Source organism: Bradyrhizobium sp. 134, assembly GCF_023074155.1.
Taxonomy (GTDB): domain Bacteria; phylum Pseudomonadota; class Alphaproteobacteria; order Rhizobiales; family Xanthobacteraceae; genus Bradyrhizobium.
In genome coordinates this window covers 116,101-136,568 of sequence record NZ_JADPKX010000026.1, presented here as the reverse complement: position 1 = coordinate 136,568, position 20,468 = coordinate 116,101, and the positions used below count along the sequence as shown (strand labels likewise).

At 63.6% G+C, this 20,468-nt stretch carries 18 protein-coding genes; 11 read left to right on the top strand and 7 right to left on the bottom strand.

What is annotated here, in order from left to right; all coding sequences use genetic code 11:
• Nucleotides 1–115: 115 nt before the first annotated feature.
• On the top strand, nt 116–481 hold the full coding sequence (locus IVA75_RS08875; protein ID WP_247357165.1) for a VanZ family protein: 366 nt from the start codon (nt 116–118) through the stop codon (nt 479–481).
• 44 nt (nt 482–525) lie between these two features.
• Here the strand turns inward: IVA75_RS08875 and IVA75_RS08870 are convergent, their stop codons facing one another.
• Complete coding sequence (locus IVA75_RS08870) at nt 526–972, bottom strand: CHRD domain-containing protein (protein ID WP_247282659.1); 447 nt, start codon at nt 970–972, stop codon at nt 526–528.
• Nucleotides 973–1,120: 148 nt separating this feature from the next.
• Nucleotides 1,121–1,405 (bottom strand): hypothetical protein, encoded by a 285-nt coding sequence (locus IVA75_RS08865; RefSeq protein WP_247282658.1) that lies wholly within the window; start codon nt 1,403–1,405, stop codon nt 1,121–1,123.
• A 394-nt stretch (nt 1,406–1,799) separates the two neighbouring features.
• Between IVA75_RS08865 and galE the strand changes: the two genes are divergently transcribed.
• Complete coding sequence (gene galE / locus IVA75_RS08860; RefSeq protein ID WP_247282657.1) at nt 1,800–2,792, top strand: UDP-glucose 4-epimerase GalE; 993 nt, start codon at nt 1,800–1,802, stop codon at nt 2,790–2,792.
• Nucleotides 2,793–2,817: 25 nt separating this feature from the next.
• Here the strand turns inward: galE and IVA75_RS08855 are convergent, their stop codons facing one another.
• Nucleotides 2,818–3,276: a hypothetical protein gene (locus IVA75_RS08855; protein ID WP_247282656.1), complete on the bottom strand. Its 459-nt coding sequence runs from the start codon at nt 3,274–3,276 to the stop codon at nt 2,818–2,820.
• Between the two features lie 610 nt (nt 3,277–3,886).
• Between IVA75_RS08855 and IVA75_RS08850 the strand changes: the two genes are divergently transcribed.
• The gene (locus IVA75_RS08850; protein ID WP_247282655.1) at nt 3,887–4,558 is read left to right on the top strand and encodes a hypothetical protein; all 672 of its coding nucleotides are present in this window, start codon (nt 3,887–3,889) and stop codon (nt 4,556–4,558) included.
• Nucleotides 4,559–4,576: 18 nt separating this feature from the next.
• Nucleotides 4,577–6,727, top strand: coding sequence for an adenylate/guanylate cyclase domain-containing protein (locus tag IVA75_RS08845; RefSeq protein ID WP_247282654.1), 2,151 nt, complete (start codon nt 4,577–4,579; stop codon nt 6,725–6,727).
• Nucleotides 6,728–6,762: 35 nt separating this feature from the next.
• Here IVA75_RS08845 and pobA read toward each other — a convergent pair whose 3' ends face one another.
• Entirely contained in the window at nt 6,763–7,935 is a 1,173-nt protein-coding gene (gene pobA / locus IVA75_RS08840; protein ID WP_247282653.1) for a 4-hydroxybenzoate 3-monooxygenase, read from the bottom strand.
• 47 nt (nt 7,936–7,982) lie between these two features.
• On the opposite strand from pobA, the gene IVA75_RS08835 reads away from it, so the two are divergent.
• Entirely contained in the window at nt 7,983–8,888 is a 906-nt protein-coding gene (locus IVA75_RS08835; RefSeq protein ID WP_247282652.1) for a helix-turn-helix domain-containing protein, read from the top strand.
• A gap of 5 nt (nt 8,889–8,893) precedes the next feature.
• Here IVA75_RS08835 and pcaG read toward each other — a convergent pair whose 3' ends face one another.
• Together pcaG and pcaH are read right to left on the bottom strand one after the other, a co-directional pair.
• Complete coding sequence (pcaG, locus tag IVA75_RS08830; RefSeq protein WP_247282651.1) at nt 8,894–9,520, bottom strand: protocatechuate 3,4-dioxygenase subunit alpha; 627 nt, start codon at nt 9,518–9,520, stop codon at nt 8,894–8,896.
• A gap of 4 nt (nt 9,521–9,524) precedes the next feature.
• Nucleotides 9,525–10,313, bottom strand: coding sequence for a protocatechuate 3,4-dioxygenase subunit beta (pcaH, locus tag IVA75_RS08825; RefSeq protein WP_247282650.1), 789 nt, complete (start codon nt 10,311–10,313; stop codon nt 9,525–9,527).
• A 95-nt stretch (nt 10,314–10,408) separates the two neighbouring features.
• On the opposite strand from pcaH, the gene IVA75_RS08820 reads away from it, so the two are divergent.
• The 4 genes from IVA75_RS08820 (at nt 10,409) to IVA75_RS08805 (ending at nt 15,756) form a co-directional block, all read left to right on the top strand.
• Nucleotides 10,409–11,338: a LysR family transcriptional regulator gene (locus IVA75_RS08820; protein WP_247282649.1), complete on the top strand. Its 930-nt coding sequence runs from the start codon at nt 10,409–10,411 to the stop codon at nt 11,336–11,338.
• Nucleotides 11,339–11,507: 169 nt separating this feature from the next.
• On the top strand, nt 11,508–12,752 hold the full coding sequence (locus IVA75_RS08815) for an Lpg1974 family pore-forming outer membrane protein (protein ID WP_247282648.1): 1,245 nt from the start codon (nt 11,508–11,510) through the stop codon (nt 12,750–12,752).
• A 145-nt stretch (nt 12,753–12,897) separates the two neighbouring features.
• A complete protein-coding gene (pncB, locus tag IVA75_RS08810) occupies nt 12,898–14,202 on the top strand; it encodes a nicotinate phosphoribosyltransferase (protein WP_247282647.1) in 1,305 nt (434 codons plus the stop codon).
• Between the two features lie 246 nt (nt 14,203–14,448).
• On the top strand, nt 14,449–15,756 hold the full coding sequence (locus tag IVA75_RS08805; protein ID WP_247282646.1) for a GGDEF domain-containing protein: 1,308 nt from the start codon (nt 14,449–14,451) through the stop codon (nt 15,754–15,756).
• 14 nt (nt 15,757–15,770) lie between these two features.
• Here the strand turns inward: IVA75_RS08805 and IVA75_RS08800 are convergent, their stop codons facing one another.
• Nucleotides 15,771–16,391: a TetR/AcrR family transcriptional regulator gene (locus IVA75_RS08800; protein ID WP_247282729.1), complete on the bottom strand. Its 621-nt coding sequence runs from the start codon at nt 16,389–16,391 to the stop codon at nt 15,771–15,773.
• A 51-nt stretch (nt 16,392–16,442) separates the two neighbouring features.
• Between IVA75_RS08800 and IVA75_RS40340 the strand changes: the two genes are divergently transcribed.
• Both IVA75_RS40340 and IVA75_RS08795 read left to right on the top strand, forming a co-directional pair.
• Nucleotides 16,443–16,709, top strand: a complete 267-nt coding sequence (locus IVA75_RS40340) for a hypothetical protein (RefSeq protein ID WP_027567861.1) — start codon at nt 16,443–16,445, stop codon at nt 16,707–16,709.
• A 351-nt stretch (nt 16,710–17,060) separates the two neighbouring features.
• Nucleotides 17,061–20,465: an acyl-[ACP]--phospholipid O-acyltransferase gene (locus tag IVA75_RS08795; RefSeq protein WP_247282645.1), complete on the top strand. Its 3,405-nt coding sequence runs from the start codon at nt 17,061–17,063 to the stop codon at nt 20,463–20,465.
• Nucleotides 20,466–20,468: the final 3 nt, after the last annotated feature.

Genomic DNA, 20,468 nt, shown 5'->3' with positions numbered 1-20,468 from the left:
GATCGAGCCTTAACCCGAGACGGCAAAACGCTCCGCACCGGGCCCTGCTCAATCAGCCTTAACGATACTCTCAGCTTTCAACGCGGCCTGGCTCCGGTCCGGCTATGGTCGTCCAATGCGCCGAAACCACCTTATCGCAGCCGCAGGAATCTGCTTCGCGCTCATCGTCTATGCCACGCTTGCGAGACTGGCGGGAAGACCCGTGCTTATCGGTCATCACGAGGCTTATTGGGTCGTCGTGATCGAGCGCTTCAGCGCCTACGGGCTGCTGGGATTTCTCTTGTCCTTCCTGTTGCCCGGTCGGCTCACCCTCGCATGCTCGCTTGTCGTGGCGGTCGCAATGGGGCTCGAAGTCCTGCAAGCAATGACGCCCGATCGTGATCCGGGTTTCCTAGACGTGCTGCAAAAAGCGGCAGGCGGGACCGTCGGGGTCCTCCTCGCTCAAACAATCCTGGCCTTCTTACCGAGACCGCCCTCCTGAGCAGATGCATGGCCTGCACGTCCGCATCGGGAAAGTCGCCGTCGCTATTTCGTCATCTGTCCGCGTAGTTCACCGCCCGGGTTCGCGGCCGTATGAATGTTGGCGTACCACTTCCCGGCCAGCAGATCCGCAGCCTGAGCTTCAGTGAGCGTCGCACTCCCCTGAATCGGGCTTTGGACCGTCTTGAACGGCAGCACGATGCCGGCGTTCTTGCCGGGCTCCACGGGGCCATGGAAATGTGCCCCCATCGCCGGCCCGGTCAAGCCGGCAAAGCTGACCGTATAGGTGAGGGTCTTCGCCTCGATATCATAGGTCGCCTCGGCCTTGCCTGTTCCAGGCGAGTTGTTCGGAGGCACTTCATTGCTGCCTTTGAGATCGGCCTGCAACTTCACCAGCTCTGCGTTTGCCGTTGCGGCTGTCATGATGATCAGCCCACCCAGCATCGCCGCTCCCAACAGTGTCGCGTAGCCTCGATCGCTGTCGTTCCTCATGGCATCCTCCTGCAGGCTCTGCGGCCCGCTGCGGTTAAACCCCGGCCCGCAATGGAAATTCCGGATAGAGATTTATGCCTGATTCGGAACAACTATCGCGAGAATCTCGGCTCCTTATACCCGGAGCCTGATCGATCGCGTGCGGGAGCTAGGCCGAGCGGCGCTGGCCCAGGAACTGGTTCGGCGTCAGGAGTTCTGCCATCTGCCGATGGGTGGCCTGGAGCGCCTCGATGGCGCCGTCCAGATCAAAATCGGCGTCCCGGACAGATGCGAAAAATTTAGCCGTCAGCGCAAGATCGAGCTTGACGCGGGTTGCGCCATCGCGGCTTTTGCGACGGTCAAGTGACAAATGGATGGCCCGCATTCTGGCCTCGGCAGGCGTGCAGCCACTCAGCCCGGCCAGTTCGTCATAAGTCATCCAGATCTGTGCCATGTTTCAGTCACTCCTTTACTCGGCCTCAGCTTATTTTTCGTGCTTAAAGCTTCGGTTGCCGCCGCGCGCGCGCCGACCATTTCGCAGCGATAGGGTCAATGCGAGCTAAACGAAGAAGGACTATCGTGCCGAGCCCCGGTGGGTTGCATACAGCGAAGATCGATCTATGCTCAACCGATCGATCAACTGTTGAACTGAGGCAATCACATTGGGACAGATCACTTCGGAAGCCCTCTCCTCGAGTGATGTCCTGTCTCGTGACGCCACGCGGCATGTCCCCGCCTTCGGCAAACGTCCCGCATGGCTGACGCTTGCGGTGCTCGTGCTGTGTGCCGATTTGTTGCTGGCGGCGGTTGCCTGGATAATCGTTGATTTCGCTCTGAGGTAAGCACACATGAACGACCGACCGACTGTCCTCGTTACGGGAGGCGCGGGCTATATCGGCTCGCATGCCTGCCGCGCATTGACCGCGGCCGGCTATCAGCCCGTCGTTTATGACAATCTGTCGACAGGTCATCGCGGCTTCGTCGCCGGCCCGCTGGTAACAGGCGATCTGCTCGACGGCGCCACGCTGGCGCGCGCCTTCGCTGAGCACAACATCACGGCGGTCATGCATTTCGCGGCGGCGAGCCTCGTCGGCGAGTCCATGACCGACCCGCAAAAGTACTACATCAACAATGTGCAGGGCACGCTGTCGCTCTTGCAGGCGATGCGCAATGCGGGTTGCCATCGTATCGTCTTCTCCTCGACCGGCGCCGTCTACGGCAATGCCGATTCCAAGGAACTGCCGGAAGACTTCCCCTGCGCGCCGATCAACCCCTATGGCGCATCGAAGTGGATGATCGAGCGCATGCTGGCCGATTACCGGTCGGCTTACGGCTTCGGCGCGTTCTGCCTGCGCTATTTCAACGCCAGCGGCGCCGATCCTGCCGGCGGCATTGGCGAATTGCGTGACAACGAAACCCATCTCATTCCGCGCGCCATGATGGCGTTACAGGGCCATGTGGATTTTGCCGTGTTCGGTGAGGACTACGACACGCCCGACGGCACCGCGATCCGCGACTACATCCATGTCACCGACCTCGCCGCGGCGCATGTCGCGGCGCTGAAACTGCTGGAACAAGGGCATGCCGGCGGCAGCTTCAATCTGGGCACCGGCTCCGGCTTCTCGGTGCGGGAAATCCTGACTGCCATCAGGCAGGAGACCGGGCGCGAGGTGCCCCACACCGTCAAACCGCGCCGCTCCGGCGATCCCACCTATCTGGTTGCCGATCCCTCCGCAGCGCGAAAAGTGCTGAATTTCGTGCCGCGACATTCGGATCTACCGACCGTGATCCGCACCGCCTGGGCCTGGCACCAGAGGGCTCATCCGCTTAAGCAGGCCTGACAACATCGTCGACGTCGATCTGGCCTTATGGTCTATTCCGTTCTGAGCCAAGCGATCCCGGCGCAAACGGATGGCGCGATCGCGAACGGCCGTCGAGCCCCTTGGGCAGCTTGTCGGCATTGAGCTTCACGACCGCACCTCTGGCGTCAGCGGCCGGCACCTCGTCCTGGCTGTAGATCAGCGTCGCCTCGAAGGTCACATCGGGGGCCTGCTCGGCCGTACCGGAACAGGTCGCCATCGCGCCGCTGCACACGCCCGAGAGCTTGACCTCGACCTCGTCGAGCCCGAACACGGTCGGCGGACCCTCGGCATGTCGCCGCGTGGTCAGAACCGCCGTGAAGCGCTGCTCGTCGATTCGGTAAGAGCCGCCATACGTGAAGAAGCTATCGCTGCCGGAGATTCGTCCCTCCGCCAGATGCACGACGCCCGTGCCCTGACCGCGCGGGGTCCTGAACCAGGCCGCATATTTGCCGTCTCTCATCATGAAAATATCCGCGGTAAAACTCAGGACGCATTTGCAACCAATACTAGGGCGCGACAATGATCCGCGCGGAGAGCATTCCGCCACGGTTAACACCCTGGAAAGCGAGCCAGTCAAATTGCTACCGACGCGCAGCGACGTGGGCAGCGCAGGCTCCTCCGCGCAGCGGGCAAGAAAGCTGGACCTCGTTGCATACCGCGCTAAAAACGATCGGCGTGCCGACCTCGTTTGGCAGCTTGCATACAACCGCTATCAACTCAGCCTTCGTGACAGCTAGCCTTCCTGTCGCGCTGGGAGGAAGTGGTCGAGATCGCCGCCGGTCAGCAGGCGACGCCGTATCAGATGACCGAGGCCACGCTCGCGCCCATTACAGGTATAGAGAGTGCAGCGGAGGGCCACCCGGTCGAGGCCGTCCCAGCCGAATGAAATTATCCATCCGGCCAACAGCTTGCCGGCGCACTGTTTTCTCCGGTCGCCGGTTTGAACCTCTTCCTGATAGAGTGCACCAATATCTGAGAGTGATTCCGGTCACACTTGCCTGGGCGTTTCGCTGCTAAGCATCGGCCCTGGACGGGGACCGGGCAAATATCGGTCGAACTGGATGAGATTTCCCATGAAAAGCCTGATCGGCGCTGTTGTCGGCGCGTGCTGTCTTGCTGCCCCCGCTTTGGCGGAGACGCCGGCCGCCATCGTCGAGGACGTGCAAGGCAAGATCGACGGCGTCGCGTTCATGGATTATGTGGCGCCGGGCAAGATCATCAAGCTGGGCCCCAAGGCAACCATTACGCTCAGCTATCTCAAATCGTGCCAGCGCGAGACCATCAGCGAAGGCGTCGTCATGGTCGGCACCGAGCAGAGCACCGTGCAACTCGGCGAGGTCAAGCGGGAAAAGGTGCCCTGCGATACCAACGCGGCAAAACTGTCGGAGCGGGAGGCGAACCAGAGTGCCGCGACGACCTTCCGCACCATGCGGTCGGACGCCAAGGGCAGCGCTCCGGCCAAGCTGCCGACGCTCTACGGCATCGCGCCGTTGGTGCAGGCCAAGAGCGGCAGCACCCTGGTGATCGAACGCACCGATGGCAAGGAGCCGACCATCAGCGTTCCCCTCAAGAGCGAGACGATGGTCGGAGGCAAGTTCTATGACTTCGCGAAGGCCGGGAAGTCGCTGACGCCGGGCGGCAGCTATCTCGCCATCCTCGGCGCCAAGCGTTACGCCTTCCAGGTCGATCCCAGCGCCACGTCGTCGCCGACGCCGATCGTCGGGCGCCTGCTGCGGCTCGAATAGGCAGCTAGCGACGGGGCGATGCGGCGGATCGGCAGACGGGACATCGTTGCAGCGATCCTGATTGCGCTTCTTGCAGGCGCCATCGTGACGTCTCCGCCGTTCCAGACGCTGCAGGGCCTGTCGCTCGACATCCTCACGGCACTGCGCGGCAAGCTCGTCGGCGACCCCCGCGATCCCGCCACATCACCGGTCGTCGTCGTGGCCATCGACGGCGAGACCTACGACACTCCGCCGTTCAAGGGATCGCCAACGCAGACCTGGACGCGCGAGATCGGCCGGGTTCTCGGCAGCATCGACGACGGCGGCGCCAAGGTCATCGGCTTCGATGTCATCTTCCCGAGCTCGATCGAGCAGTCGGAGATTCCCTTCGGCGACGCCTCGCTGGGCAGCCGCATGAGAGGCTTCGATCGGGACTATCTCATCGCCCTGCGGAAGCTTTCCGACAACGGCAAGCTGGTGCTCGGTGAAATCCTGAGCAACGACCGTCAGGAAAGGCCCGACCGCGCGCAGCAACTGGCGGTGAGAAACAATATCCGCGCCCTCAACGTCCATACCGACACCGACGACGTGATCCGGCGGATGCCGCTGAGCTTCTCGATCGACGGCAAGCCGGTCCCCGCGATGGCGGTCGAGCTCGCCGCGCGCGCGCTCGTAGTAAAGCCCGAGATTGCACCGTCCGGAACGACCGAATTGTCCGGTTATGCAATTCCGAGCGCGGTACCGAATACACTGGCGCTCAATTTTCGAGGACTGGGCCGCGACATTCCGACTTTCTCCTTCGCCGATCTGCGAGCCTGCGTCGAAAAAGGCGACCGCGATTTCTTCCGCCGCGCCTTCGGCGGCAAAGTCGTGCTGCTCGGCACCGCCCTGAATTTCGATGATCGCAAGCTCACCTCGATGCGACTGTCCGGCGGATATGACGGAACGCCGGGGCAACGATGCGCCCAGCCCGCTCCGGCAAGCACCGTACAAAAGGCCCGCAGCGACATCGCCGGTGTCTTCGTGCACGCCAACGCGGTGCGAAATCTGATCGAACGCGATGCGGTGACCGAGCTCGGCTTTCCGCTGCGGAGCATTCTCACCGTCGTGTTCGCAGCGATCGTGGCCTGCGCGGCCTGCGTGCTTGCACCGGGTGGCGCACTGATCGCATGGCTCGGCCTCACCGCGGTATACGCCGCCGTGGCCGTCAGTTCATTCGTCTATGCCTTGGCGCTGCCGCTGACGGAGCCGGCACTCGCAAGCCTTGCCGCGCTCGCGATGATGATCGGCTACCGTTTCGTGCTGGCCGATCGTGACGAGCGTTTCCTGCGCAAGAGCTTTGCGTTCTATCTCGCCCCCGAAGTGATCGACACCATGGTTGCCTCCGGCAAGATGCCGGCGCTCGGCGGCGAAATGCGCAACATCACCATGTTCTTCTCCGACCTGAGCGGCTTCTCCTCCATCGCCGAGACGATGACGCCGGGCGAGCTGGTGACGCTGATGAACGAATATCTGTCGGCCATGACCGACATCATCGAAAGCCATGGCGGCTATGTCGACAAATATATCGGCGATTCCATCGTCGCCATGTTCGGTGCGCCCGCCGACGATCCCGCGCATGCGCGCCACGCGGTCCATGCCGCACTGAAATGTCACGCAAAGCTGGCAGAGCTCAACGCCGGCAGCGCCGCTTTCGCCGGCCGCGGCCTGTCGCACCGCATCGGCCTCAACAGCGGCGAGGCCGTGGTCGGCAATATCGGCTCCCGCCGCCGCTTCAATTACACCGTGATGAGCGACACCGTGAACGTCGCTTCGCGGCTCGAAGGCGCCAACAAATACTACGGCACCGCAATCATGGCCTCGGAATCGACGATGGCGCAGACCGGCGACGGCTTCGCCTGGCGGGAACTCGATGCGATCCGGGTGCTGGGGCGCGGCGAGGCGATCAGGGTATTCGAGCCGCTCGCGGACAGAGGCGCGGAGAGCGCCGGGCAGAAAAAACTCGCCGCGGCTTACGCGGAGGGGCTCGCCTGCTGGCGGGCGCGGGAGTTTGCGAAAGCGGCTGGTGCGTTCGGGCGAATGGCGGAAATGGATCCGGCGTCAGCGCTTTTTGGCAAGCGCGCAACTGCGCTCGCTACAAATCCACCAGGGTCGGACTGGACGCCGGTGAACATCCTAGAACGAAAGTAGCGCGGCGTCGCACCGCTTTTCGGGTCCACTCCACGCTAAAACGGCAACCCCACATAATTCTCCGCGAGCAGGCGCTGGGCCGTTTCGGACGAAAGGAGGTATTCCAGTTCAGTCTGCTGGAGCCGGTCCTCGTATTCGAGCCGGTCGGGGAAGCGATGCAGCAGCATCGTCATCCACCACGAGAAGCGTTGCGCCTTCCAGATCCGCGCCAGCGCCTTGGCGGAGTAGCCCTGGAGCCCGGAATCATCGTCGTTCTGATAGTGCGCGAGCATGGCGTGGTAGAGATAATAGATGTCGGAGGCGGCGCTGTTCAGCCCGCGCGCGCCGGTCGGCGGCACGATGTGGGCGGCATCGCCGGCGAGAAACAGGTGGCCATAGCTCATCGGCTCGGCGACGAAGCTGCGCAAGGGCGCGATGCTCTTCTCGATGGACGGTCCCGTGATCAGGCGGCCGCCGACCTCGTCCGGCAAACGACGCTTCAGCTCGGCCCAGAACGCATCGTCGCTCCAGTCCTCCACCTTGTCGGTGAGCGGCACCTGGACGTAGTAGCGGCTCAGCACTTGCGACCGCAGGGAACACAGCGCAAAGCCGCGCTCGTGCTTCACATAAATCAGCTCCGGCGACACCGGTTTCGTGCGCGACAGCACGCCCAGCCAGCCGAACGGATAGATCTTCTCGTATTCCCGCAGCACGTCCTTCGGGATCGACTTGCGGCTGACGCCGTGAAAGCCGTCGGCGCCGACGATATAGTCGCAATCAACTCGGACGGTCTCGCTGTTCGAACGATAGGTCACGTAAGGCCGGTCCGAGGTCAGCTCATGCGGCGTCACGTCCTCGGCGTTGTGCACGACGTTGCCGCCGAGGCGGTCGCGCGCCTCATAGAGGTCGCGCGTCAGCTCGGTCTGGCCGTAGACCAGCACCGAATTGCCGCCGGAGTGCTTATGGAGGTCAATCTGAGAGAGCACCCCGTCATGGGCGATCTCGAATCCCTTGTGGATCTCGCCCTCGCGGTCCATCCGCTCGCCGCACTGAGCCTCGCGCATCAGCCTGGCGAAGCCGTGCTCGAGCACGCCGGCACGGATCCGGGCAAGCACGTGGTCGCGGCTGGATTTTTCCAGCACGACCGTGTCGATGCCCTTGAGATGCAGGAGCTGGGACAACAGCAGCCCGGACGGCCCGCCGCCGATGATACAGACCTGAACTTTCATATTGCGTCCTCCTCTGCACCTTCTTGCAGATTCAGCGCCGCTGACCGATGGAGGCTTTCGTCTTTGTCTTGTACTATTCGAACATGAGAAGCGCACTCCCCGCCCCGGCGATCCGGGTCTACAATTTGTTCGGCGAGTCCGGCGATCTGCCCGATGTCGTGCATTGCGAGACGATAGCGTCGCGCTCGGTGCTGCACGATTGGACGCTGGCCGTGCACCGCCATGCCCGGCTGCACCAGGTGCTGCTGATCGACCGCGGCGGCGGCGAAGCCACGCTCGACGGGCGCGTGGTGCAGCTGAAGCCGATGCAGATCGTCAACGTGCCTGTCGGCCACGTCCATGGCTTCCGGTTCGTGCCTGACACCCAGGGCTGGGTGCTGACCATCGCCGCGGAAATATTGGACGAAGCGCTGCTCGCCTCCGAAGGACTGCGCGGCGCCTTGTCGCGCTCGGCCGTGATACGTGGCACGCCGCAGATCCGGACCACCATGAAGCAGATCTTTGCCGAACACGCCGCGCGCGATTTCGGCCGGGCGCATGTGCTGCGCGCACTGTCGGCGGCCATGATCGGGCTGGTGGCCCGCGCGCTCACCGGCGAGAGCGGTGGCAACGGCACGGCTGAAAGCGGACTATTCCGCCGCTTCGAGGCGCTGCTGGAACAGCATCATCTGGAACGCTGGAGCGTTGCGGACTATGCGGGCGCGCTGTCGATCACGCCGACCCATCTCAACCGGGTGACGCGGTCAGCAACCGGCGACACCGCCTCGCACCTGATCCTCAACCGGCTGATCCGCGAAGCGCGGCGCAACCTCGTCTACACCAACTTGCCGGTCTCAACGATCGCCTATGCGCTGGGCTTTGAGGACCCCGCCTATTTCAGCCGGGTCTATGCCGCCGCCACGGGCGTGCCACCGCGCGCCTTTCGCGCGCAGCTCCACGGCGAGGAGACCTGAGACGATCACACGTCGAAGAACACCGTCTCTTCCGGCCCCTGCAAATTGATCGTGAAGGAGTACACGATCTTGCCGGCGCGTTCGCTGCGCTTTGCGATCAGAGTCGAGCGCCGGACCGGCTGCTCGATCAGGTTGAGCACGGGGTCGGCGGCGTTGGCGGCCTCTTCGTCCGAGAAATAGAGGCGCGTGTTCAGACCGATGTTGATACCGCGCGCGACGATCCAGACATTGATGTGCGGAGCGCCTTTGCGGTCCGTCTTGTCGATGATCGCGCCCGGCTTGATGGTCTCGAAGGTGACGAGACCACTCTCGAAGTCAGAGCCCGCGCGGCCCCAGCCACGAAATTCCTCGTCAAGCGCGCCGGTCGACCGATCGGCCGAATGGTTGTAGCGGCCGGCCGCGTTGGCCTGCCAGATCTCCAGCAGCACGTCGCGCAGCGGCGTGCCGCTGCCGTCGATCACCTTGCCCTCCAGCGTGATGCGTTCGCCTTGCGTGTTCGGCGTCACCAGCACGTTGGAGAAATCCTTCTCGAAAATGTCGAAGCCGGCCATGGCCGGGATCAACCCGATATGCACGTAGGGCCCGGCCGTCTGCGAGGCGGTTTCCTTGAGGTAGTTGAGCGGCTGCGGCATGGACCTAGTTCCCTGCGGTGCGATTTTCAAAGTAGGTGGAGCGCTGGCCGCGCAAGACGATGTCGAAGCGGTAAGCGAGCGAGTCGAACGGAGCCGATGCGTTGAGGTCGAGCGGCGCGACGAGACGCTCCAGCGCATCCTTGTCCGGGATCGTCGTCAGGATCGGGCAGGCCGGGATCAGGGGATCGCCCTCAAAGTACATCTGGGTGATCAGACGCTGTGCAAAGCCCGAGCCGAACACCGAAAAGTGGATGTGAGCGGGACGCCAGCTGTTGACGTAGTTGCGCCAGGGATAGGGTCCCGGCTTCACGGTGCGGAAGTAATAGTAGCCGGTGTCGTCGGTCAGCGCGCGACCGCAACCGCCGAAATTCGGATCGATCGGCGCCAGATAGGTGTCCTTCTTGTGCCGGTAGCGGCCGCCGGCATTGGCCTGCCAGAACTCGACCAGCGTATTCGGCACGCCGCGGCCGGTCTCGTCCAGCACGCGGCCGTGGACGATGATGCGCTCGCCGACGGGATCACCGTCCTTGGCGTAGTTGCGGATCAAATCATTGTCGAGCGCGCCGAGGTCGTTGTGACCGAACACCGGCCCCGTAATCTCCGAGTCCGAGTTCTCAAGCGACAGCAGCGCCTGGCGCGGCGAACGTAGCACCGATGATTTGTAGCCCGGCGCGTGCGCGGGCGGATGCATGGAACGGTCGCGCTGGAAGAAGCCGCCGTCACCGAGCGGCGGCGTGAACGGCTCGGGGTGGTTGAGGCGGGGATCCCGCGAGGCTGGCGCCTGGGCATGCATCGGCGTTGTCTCTCCCTGTGGCGCTCCCGTTGGGGCGCACGACTTATCGGGAGATGATGGCGCCGGCTATTCTCAAGATAAATAGATTGATTATAATGAATTCCATGAACAAAATCGATCATTTGGCGCTTGATGGCCACGCGCTGGAGCTGTTCCTGGCGGTGCTGGAGGAAGGTTCGGTGACGGCGGCCGCAACGCGGCTCGGCCTGACGCAATCCGCGGTCAGCCACGCCCTCAACAAGCTGCGGCGGATCGTCGGCGATCCGCTGTTTGCCAAATCTGGCCGCGGCATTGTGGCCACGGCGCACGCCCAGGCGCTCGCGGCAAAGGCGCGAGCGCTGATCGACGAGATGCGGAGCTTTGCCGGCGGCGTCACGTTCGAGCCGGCGAGCGCGCAGCTTTCGCTGACAATCGCCGCGAACGACTTCCAGCGCGACCTGCTGCTGCCGCGGTTCTTCGATCATGTCGCCGCGCAGGTGACGAGCTTGAACCTGCGCGTGATCCCCTCGCAGTCGCCCTCGCCGGCGATGCTGCGCGAAAACCGCTGCGATCTGCTGATCACGCCGCTGCCGCCATCCGGCGTGGACATCGTGCAGAAGCGCCTGCTGCAAGACCATTACGTTTGTTACTATGACCCCAAAGCGCGTGCCGCGCCGGCTACGCGCGACGCCTATCTCTCAGCTCGTCACATCACGGTGGTCTACACGGACAATGAGCGGCTCGACTTCGATCGCCGGCTTGCAGCCAACGGCTTCCACCGCGACATCGCGATCTCCGTGCCGAGCTTCTCCGGCGTGCCGTCCTTCCTGCGTGGCTCGCAGATGCTGGCGAGCATGCCGAGCCTGCTGGCGCCCGGCGTGATGCGCGGCTTCGCGCAGGTGCGGATTCCGCTGGCCTCGCGCACGCGAACCCTGGCCGAGCTGCCGATGTTCATGGTCTGGCACCAGCGCTATCAGAAGGACCCGGCGCATCGCTGGATCAAAAGCCAGCTCGAGACCGTGGCGGCGACGGCCTCGCACCCCTGAACACGCGGGCTGCGGCGCATAAGCCACACCCAAGTCCGGAAACGACTCTTCGAATGCGGTAGCCGGTCGAGTTCAACCGAACGGTTGATGCACGTTGTGTGATTCCGCGCCACGGTCGCGCAACTGGTGCGACGAGGTGAATATAGTGAAGAAGAATCTTGCGGCGCTCATGCTCGGCGCGACCGCGGCATGGACGGTCACCAGCGCCACCGCCGGAGAAATCGAAGACGTCAATGCGCGCCTCGAGGTGCTGGAAAGGCAGAACGCCGCAATCCGCAAGGAAAATGCCGCGTTGCGCGCGAACCAGCAGTTGCGCGAAGAAAATACGCGGCTGAAATCGCAAGGCGAACGCGCAACGAGCGAACCTGCCAGGACCGGGGCCCGATCACACCAGGACAATTCCGCATTCCGGGCGGTCACTGCTGTTTCGCAACAGGCCAGAAATCCGTTGCAGGCGTATGCCGCAGACCTACCGGTCAAGGCACAACTGCTTGCCGGTCCGGGACAGTTCAGGGCCTGGATCGAAGGCGGCGCCATCTTCAGCGGCGGGGATCCGATATCAGACACTTACGGTCTCACCGGACAGTTCGACCTGACGCCAAAGGTCGGATGGGAAACGGCTACTGGCTTCGATTATCGCTTCGCCGGATCTCCCTGGCACATCAGCGGCCAGTTCCGCTACGGCGAGGGAGGCAAGAGCACCGGCCTGGACTCACTGACGCAAACAATCGTCGTTGGCGCTGCGAGCCAGACAGGCACGGAAATCTTCGCCAATACTTACAAGGAAACCCGCTGGCTCGCCGATCTCGCGGTGGGACGCGACATCGCCGGCAGCGGACCGAGCACGCTTCAGCTGAAGGGCGGCCTTCGCGTTGCCGAATTCGTCACCCGGAGCTCAAGCTCGGACGTCCAGGCCGCGACCAGCACTGGTGCTGTGTTGCCTGGCTTTCCGGCGATCACCAGCTTTTCCACAACGCTCTCGACGTTGCGCGATACGCGCGCGAACTTCCTCGGCGCGGGACCACTCATCGGTGTCGAGGGCTCGGTCCCATTTGGCGGCAAATGGTCGTTCGATTATGCCGGCGACGCCGCCCTGCTACTCGGCCGGCAGCAGTCGGCGACCAGTTCGTCGACCCTGTTCTCGGTAACGCCGTCGGTCCTTTCTCCCCTCTTTCCAGTCGCGAATACGCTCTCGACGAGCAACGATCGGTTGTTTGCCGGGGTGCTCAGCGCCGACATTCAGGTTGGCGTCTCCTATTGGATGACGCAGAACCTGAAACTCGGCGCAGGCTATCGGCTCGATGCGTTCATCAATGTGTTCAACCAGGCAGGCTCCTCCAACTCCGGTCTGACGCCCGACCGCTACACGCACGGCCCCCGCGTCACGCTCACGGGAGCGTTCGACGCCATGTAAGCCACCCGGACCGTCCGCAGACCGGTTCGCGAACGGGCTCTCGGAGCGATTTCGGGCCGCCTTCGCGCAGCCGGATGCTCGGCGATGGCCTGCCCTTCGCCAAATCCACTGGTTGCGCACGGGGAGCCACGCTAGAATTCCACCCATGACAGTGACCGACATTGCGAGCCGGACCTACAATCACAGCTGGCGGCTGGATCCCATCATCCGCAGCCTGCTTGATACCGATTTCTACAAGCTATTGATGTTGCAAATGATTCGGGAATCCTACCCGAATCAGCAGGTGACATTCTCGGTCATCAACCGATCGCGCCATGTCCGGCTCGCCGAAATCATCGACGAGGGCGAACTGCGCGCCCAGCTCGACCACGCCCGCACCATCCGCTTCACCAAAAAAGAGCTGATCTGGCTTGCCGGTAATACTTTCTACGGCAAGACACACATGTTCTCGGCGGACTTCATCCGCTGGCTCGCCGAATTCCGGCTGCCCGAATACGAGCTGCGCAAGGTCGAAGGCCAGTACGAGCTGCACTTCCACGGGCCGTGGAGCCATACCACGATGTGGGAGATTCCTGCGCTCGCCATCCTCAACGAATTGCGCTCGCGGGCAGCGATGAAGGGCCGCGGCCGCTTCGAGCTCGACGTGCTCTATGCCCGGGCCAAGGCCAAGCTGTGGACCAAGGTGGAACGCCTGCGCAAGCTGGATGGCTTGCGGCTCTCCGATTTCGGCACCCGTCGCCGCCATGGCTTCCTCTGGCAGCGCTGGTGCGTGGAGGCCGTGAAGGAAGGCCTGGGCCCGTCCTTCATCGGCACTTCCAACGTGCTGCTCGCGATGGACAATGATCTCGAAGCCATCGGCACCAACGCCCATGAGCTGCCGATGGTCGCCGCGGCGCTCGCCAAGGACGACGAGGAGTTGCGCTGGGCGCCCTATCGCATCCTCGACCAGTGGCGCCAGACCTATGGCGGCAACCTCCTGATCGCGCTGCCCGACGCTTTCGGCACCAAGGCTTTCCTGCGCGATGCGCCGGAATGGGTCGCCGACTGGACCGGCTTCCGTCCCGACAGCGCGCCGCCGATCAAGGCCGGTGAGGAGATCATCAAATGGTGGGAGCAGAAGGGCCGCAATCCCAGGGACAAGCTGCTGGTGTTCTCCGACGCGATGGACGTGGGCTCGATCGAGGAGACCTACCACCACTTCACCGGCCGGGTGCGGCTCTCCTTCGGCTGGGGCACCAATCTCACCAATGATTTCGTCGGCTGCACGCCGGACGGCTCGTTCAACCTCGATCCAATCTCGCTGGTCTGCAAGGTGTCGTCGGTCGACGGACATCCGGCCGTCAAGCTCTCCGACAATCCCGAGAAGGCGACCGGCCTGCCTTCGGAGATCGAGCGCTATTTGCGCGTCTTCGGGGACGCCGGCCGCGTGCGGAAACCGGTGCTGGTCTAGCGCCAGAGCATTCTCTCTCCATCAGGTAAACCACTTGGGGCAAATGCGCGACATCGGCTCGCCGATGCCGCGTCAGTTCCGGTTCGGCGGCATTTGCAACGATCTGCCAGCATCCGCTTCACAACGCCTTCACCCTGCGACGCAGTCTCCTGGCATTTTCAAGTCGAGTTAAGCACCTTTGGCGCGTAATCCGCGTTATGAGCGGATCGCTCCGCTGGGGTCGTTGAGCGACTTGGGGAACGCAACGTGTTTCGCAGAACAGCGCCATCAACGAAGGGACGCAACTTCCTTCACGTGATCAAGCTCGTCTCGCCATTCGTCACGGTCGTCCTGCTGCAGGCGGCGATCGCCGGATTCAGCCTGGAGGTGATGTCCTCGGTTCGCGCCTATGTCGCGGGCGAAGCGCTATGGTCCCGCTCGCAGAAGAACGCCGTCTATTTCCTCAATCTCTATCTGCATTCGGGCGACGCCAGCCAGTTTGCGCAATATCAGACCTCGCTGGCCGTTCCCATCGGCGACGAGTTCGCGCGCTGGGCGCTCGAGCGCGATCTGGTCGACGTCGAGGCCGCCCGCATCGGCTTCCTGCAAGGTGGCAACCATCCCGATGACGTGCCGGGACTGATCTGGCTGTTTCGCTACTTCAAACAGGTCAGCTTTCTCAAGGAAGCGATCCGCGAGTGGGCTGCCACAGACCCCATGCTGCTGGAGCTCAGCGTTTTCGGCGAGGTCATCCGGTCAGAGCTGAAGAACGGGCCCGTCCAGGACAGCAAGCGCCTGCAATTATTGTCGTCGCGGCTGTCGGAGCTCAACACCCAGTTCACGGTGCACGCCAAGCGGTTCTCCACCGTTCTCGGCGAAGGCTCGCGCGCTATCAAGATGACGCTGACTGCCGTCAATATCGTCACAGCCATGACGCTGATCCTGCTCCTGATCTGGCACACGCGGCGATTGGTGCTGCAACGACAGGCGTTCGAGGATGCCTTGCATGCCGAGAAGGAGCGCCTGGCCTGGCAGGCGTCGCACGACTGGCTGACCGGCTTGTCCAACCGCCGCGCGTTCGAGGCCCGCCTGCAAAGCGAGTTGGACGGCACCGCGGCGAGTTCGCTGGGCCTGATCCTGCTCGATCTCGATCAGTTCAAGGACGTCAACGACAGCTGCGGTCACCTCGCCGGCGACCGCCTGCTCCGCCAGATTTCGCGCCTCCTGCAGCAGGAGCGGCGGCCGCATGACCTGGTGGCCCGGCTCGGCGGTGACGAATTCGGCCTAATCCTTCCGCAATGCACGCCGTACGACGCCGTCGATATCGCCGAACGGCTGCGCCGGGCGCTCGAGCTATCCGTCTTCGCCTGGGACGATCATTGCTTTGCAGTGACGGCCAGCATCGGCGTTACCTGCATCAGCGACGGCAACACCACGCTCGAGGACGCGATGCGGCGCGCGGATGCCGCCTGCTATCGCGCCAAGGAGAACGGACGCAACCGTGTTCAGGTCGACAACGGGACGACGGACGTCATCGTCGTCACCTCTCGGCAACGCAAGTCCGCCAGCGCATAGCAGCGCTCAGCACTTTATCGTATGGGCAGAATCCCGAGCCCCGCGAGATGCGCATCCAGAAATTGTTCGACCTGCTGGCGCAGCATTTGCGGCGGTACGGCCACCATACGCTCTTCGAGGCCGAGCGAGATGATCCCGTGCACGGCGGAAAACAGGGTGCGTGACAGCAGCGCGATCTGCACGTCGTCTGCATTCGGAAGCAGCCGCACCAGGGGCGCATGCATCAGCGCGAAGGCGTCCATCACCATCTGAAGGATGTCATCGGGGTAAGGGCGGTCGTCCTCCATCCGATGCTCGAACAGCGAGCGCAGCAGATTGGCGTTCGTCGCGAAGAATTCGAGGTAGGTCGCGGCCAGCCCGTAGAGCTGGCGAACGGGATCCTCGGCCGGAACCTGGCCCAACCGCAACGTCAGCGCCTTAACGGTCTCCCGATTCACGGTCAGGATCACCCCGTCGAAGTCGCCGAACTCGTTATAGACGGTGCCAACCGAGCAGCTGGCGGCGTCCGCGACGTCCCGGACTTTCAACGATTTCAATCCCTTAGCTGCAATAATGCCGCGTGCGATCTCCACGATCTGCTGCCGCCGGCGAGACTTTTTTCGATCTCGCAACGATTCATCTTGAACATTGTTCATTTTCAGGATACTCATTTGAACAATGTTCAAGTTAACCCGGAGACCTGCAAAATGCAAACCCTCGCTGTTGATATCGCTTCCACCTTCGTCGATGACGCCACAGCTCTCGTGACCGGATTTGGCCGCGCCCTCCTGCGGTTCGCGACGGGGCCGATCGATCGTATCGCAAATGCCTGCGACATCGCCGGTGTCCTGACTGAGCGCCGCGCGACCTTCCGGATGTGGCGGGCCAACCGTGGCCGTGCCCGTCATGAGGGCCGCCGCATTAGCCTGCTCGGCCGCCTCTCGCCCTTTCGCCGCCTCGCCCACCTCACCTGAGGCGAGCGCAGCCGGCACGTTCGGGTCGCCCCGAATGCAATATCAAACCGCAAGGAAGGACTTACCATGTCCCGACATTCGAGCCGATGCCGCGGCCTTCGACGATGCGGTTCAGGTTTCCCTCAGCGCCCTGAGCAATATCCTGGCAGGCGCAGCCTGTCTGGATAACGCCGCAACCGAACCATTGCGAACCAAACCACGCCACGCGGAGACCAACAGGATCGGAAGGTAAGCGCGCAGAGCAGGCCGGGGCGACTGTCGTCAACCCACAATAGCCCGTCGCATATCCTCTGGACCCAAAGTCCATCCGACAATGAAACTTCAGGCAGCCTTTCCAAAACAGGACTAGTCATGATCAGGGATTTGATGTCGTCACGCCGCTTCGCGCCGCTGTTCTGGGCGCAATTCTTCTCGGCGCTGAACGACAACGTGCTCAAGAACGCACTCGTCATCATCCTGCTTTACAGTGCCGCGACCGGCCACGGCGATGCGCTGGTGACGGTCGCAGGCGCCGTCTTCATCTTCCCCTATTTCATTCTGTCCGGGCTCGGCGGCCAGCTCGCCGACAAATACGTCAAATCCGTCGTCGCAAGGCGACTCAAATTCGCCGAGATCTTTGCCGCGGGCTTTGCCGCGGCCGGCTTCTTCCTGCACTCGGTGCCGCTGCTGTTCGCAGCACTCGCACTGTTCGGCGTCATCGCCGCGCTGTTCGGTCCCGTGAAATACGCGATGCTGCCGGACCAGCTCGAGCTCGGCGAGCTCGCGACCGGCAACGCGCTGGTCGAAGGCGCGACCTTCATGGCCATCTTGCTCGGCACCGTTGCCGGCGGCCAGTTCGTGGCCGGCTCCGCGCATATGGGCTGGGTCGCATCGGCCGTGGTCGTGCTGGCCCTGCTGTCCTGGGCCTTCGCCTCCCGCATTCCAGCGACGACGCCGTCTGCACCCGATCTGCCGGTCAACGCCAATCCCTGGACCTCGACGCTCGGCCTGTTGAAGACGCTGCACGCCGATCACCGGCTGTGGGACGGCACCGTGATCGTCTCCTGGTTCTGGCTGGTGGGCGCCATCGTGCTCTCACTGCTGCCGGCACTGGTCAAGGAGGTCATCGGCGGCACCGAAGGCGTGGTGACGTTGTGTCTCGCGATCTTCGCAATCGGCATTGCCATCGGCTCGCTGTTCGCCGCGAATCTGAGCCACGTTCGCCCGAACCTCGCGCTGGTGCCGATCGGCGCCATCATGATGGGGTTTGCCGGCATCGACCTCGCTTGGGCGATCGGCGTGACCGCCAAGGGCCAGGACATCACCGCCGCCGACTTCGCGACCTCGTTCGCGGGCCTGCGCATGCTCCTCGACTTCGTCGCTTTCGCATTCGGCGGCGGCCTGTTCGTCGTTCCGTCCTTCGCCGCCGTCCAGGCCTGGTCCGCCCCCTCCGAGCGCGCCCGCATCATCGCCGCCGGCAACGTGCTACAGGCCGCCTTCATGGTGGCCGGCTCGCTGTTCGTCGCGCTGCTGCAGGCCGGCGGATTGCACATCGGCTGGATCTTCTTCGGCCTCGGCGTCGCCAGCTTCGGCGCGGTCTGGTTCGTGCTGACGAAGTGGGGCAAGGAAGGCGTGCGTGACTTCGGCGGGCTGCTGTTCCGCGCGCTGTTCCGCACCGAGGTCCGCGGGCTGGAGAACCTGCCGCCTGCTGGCACGCGCATGCTGATCGCGCCCAACCATGTCAGCCTGATCGACGGGCCGCTGCTGCACGCCGTGCTGCCGATCGACGCGAGCTTCGCGGTCGATACCGGCATCGCCAAGGCCTGGTGGGCCAAGCCGTTCCTGCGGGTAGTCAAGCACTACACCATGGACCCCAGCAAGCCGCTGGCCGCGCGCGACCTCATTAAGCTCGTCGCCGCCGGAGAGCCGGTGGTGATCTTTCCGGAGGGACGCATTACCGTCTCCGGCTCGCTTATGAAGGTCTATGACGGCACCGCGATGATTGCGGACAAGGCCGACGCAGTCGTCGTCCCGGTCCGCATCGAAGGCGCCCAGCGCTCGCATCTCAGCTATCTCAACGGCAGCCAGATCAAGCGCTCGTGGTTTCCGCGGGTGACCGTCACCATCCTGCCGCCGGTCAAGCTTCCGGTCGATCCATCGCTCAAGGGCAAGACGCGCCGCAACGCCGCTGGCGCAGCACTTCAGGACGTGATGATCGACGCCATGGTGAAAAACGCCATGCTCGATCACACCCTGTTCGAGGCGCTCGGACACGCTTACCGCGATCGCGACACCGGCAAGGTCATCATCGAGGACGCGCTCGGCACCAAGCTGACCTATCGCAAGCTGATCCTGGGCGCGCAGGTCTTGAGCCGGAAGCTGGAGAACGGCACCGTCATCGGTGAGAATGTCGGCGTGCTGCTGCCGAACTCCGCAGGCGTCGCCGTCGTTTTCATGGCGCTGCAAAATATCGGCCGGGTGCCGGCGATGCTCAACTTCTCGGCCGGCCCGGTCAACGTCCTCGCCGCCATGAAGGCCGCACAGGTCAAGACCGTGCTGACGTCCAAGGCCTTCATCGAGAAGGGCAAGCTCGACAAGCTGATGGCTGCGATCTCCACGGAAGTTCGCGTCGTCTATCTCGAGGATGTCCGCGCCTCGATCGGCACGGCCGACAAGATCAAGGGCCTGCTCGCCGGTACTACGCCGCGCGTCGTCCGCCAGGCGAGCGATCCGGCCGTCGTGCTGTTCACGTCGGGCTCGGAAGGCACACCCAAGGGCGTTGTGCTGTCTCACCGTAATATCCTCGCCAACGCCGCACAGGCGCTGGCGCGGGTCGATGCCAACGCCAATGACAAGGTGTTCAACGTGCTGCCGGTGTTCCATTCCTTCGGGCTGACCGGCGGAATGATGATGCCGCTGCTCGCGGGCATTCCGATCTACATGTATCCCTCGCCGCTGCACTACCGGATCGTGCCCGAGCTGATCTACCAGACCGGCGCCACGATCCTGTTCGGCACCGACACGTTCCTCACCGGCTACGCCCGCTCGGCGCACGCCTATGACTTCCGCACCCTGCGTCTGGTGATCGCCGGCGCCGAGGCGGTCAAGGATCGCACCCGGCAGGTGTTCATGGAACGCTACGGCATCCGCATCCTCGAAGGCTATGGCGTCACCGAGACCGCGCCGGTGCTGGCGATGAACACGCCCATGGCCAATCGCCCCGGAACGGTCGGCCGCCTGTCGCCGCTGATGGAAAGCCGCCTCGACCCGGTCCCCGGCATCGAGGAAGGCGGCCGCCTGTCGGTGCGCGGCCCGAACGTGATGCTCGGATACTTGCGGGCCGAAAGTCCCGGCGTGCTCGAACCGCTCGCCGAGGGCTGGCACGACACCGGCGACATCGTGGCGATCGACGCTGCCGGCTTCATCACCATCAAGGGCCGCGCCAAGCGCTTTGCCAAGATCGCCGGCGAAATGGTCTCGCTGTCGGCGGTCGAGAACATCGCGACGACCCTGTGGCCGCAGGCCGCATCGGTCGCGGTTTCGATCCCGGATCCGCGCAAGGGCGAGCGTATCGTGCTGCTGACGACGGAAAAGGGTGCCGAGCGCAGTGCAATGCAGGGCCAAGCCAAGGCCATCGGCGCATCCGAGTTGACCATTCCCGCGGCGATCATGGTGGTGGACAAGGTGCCACTGCTCGGCACCGGCAAGACCGACTACGTCACCGCAACGACGATGGCTCGCGAGCAGGCGTCTGGACCAGAGCGCGAGGTGGCATAAGCG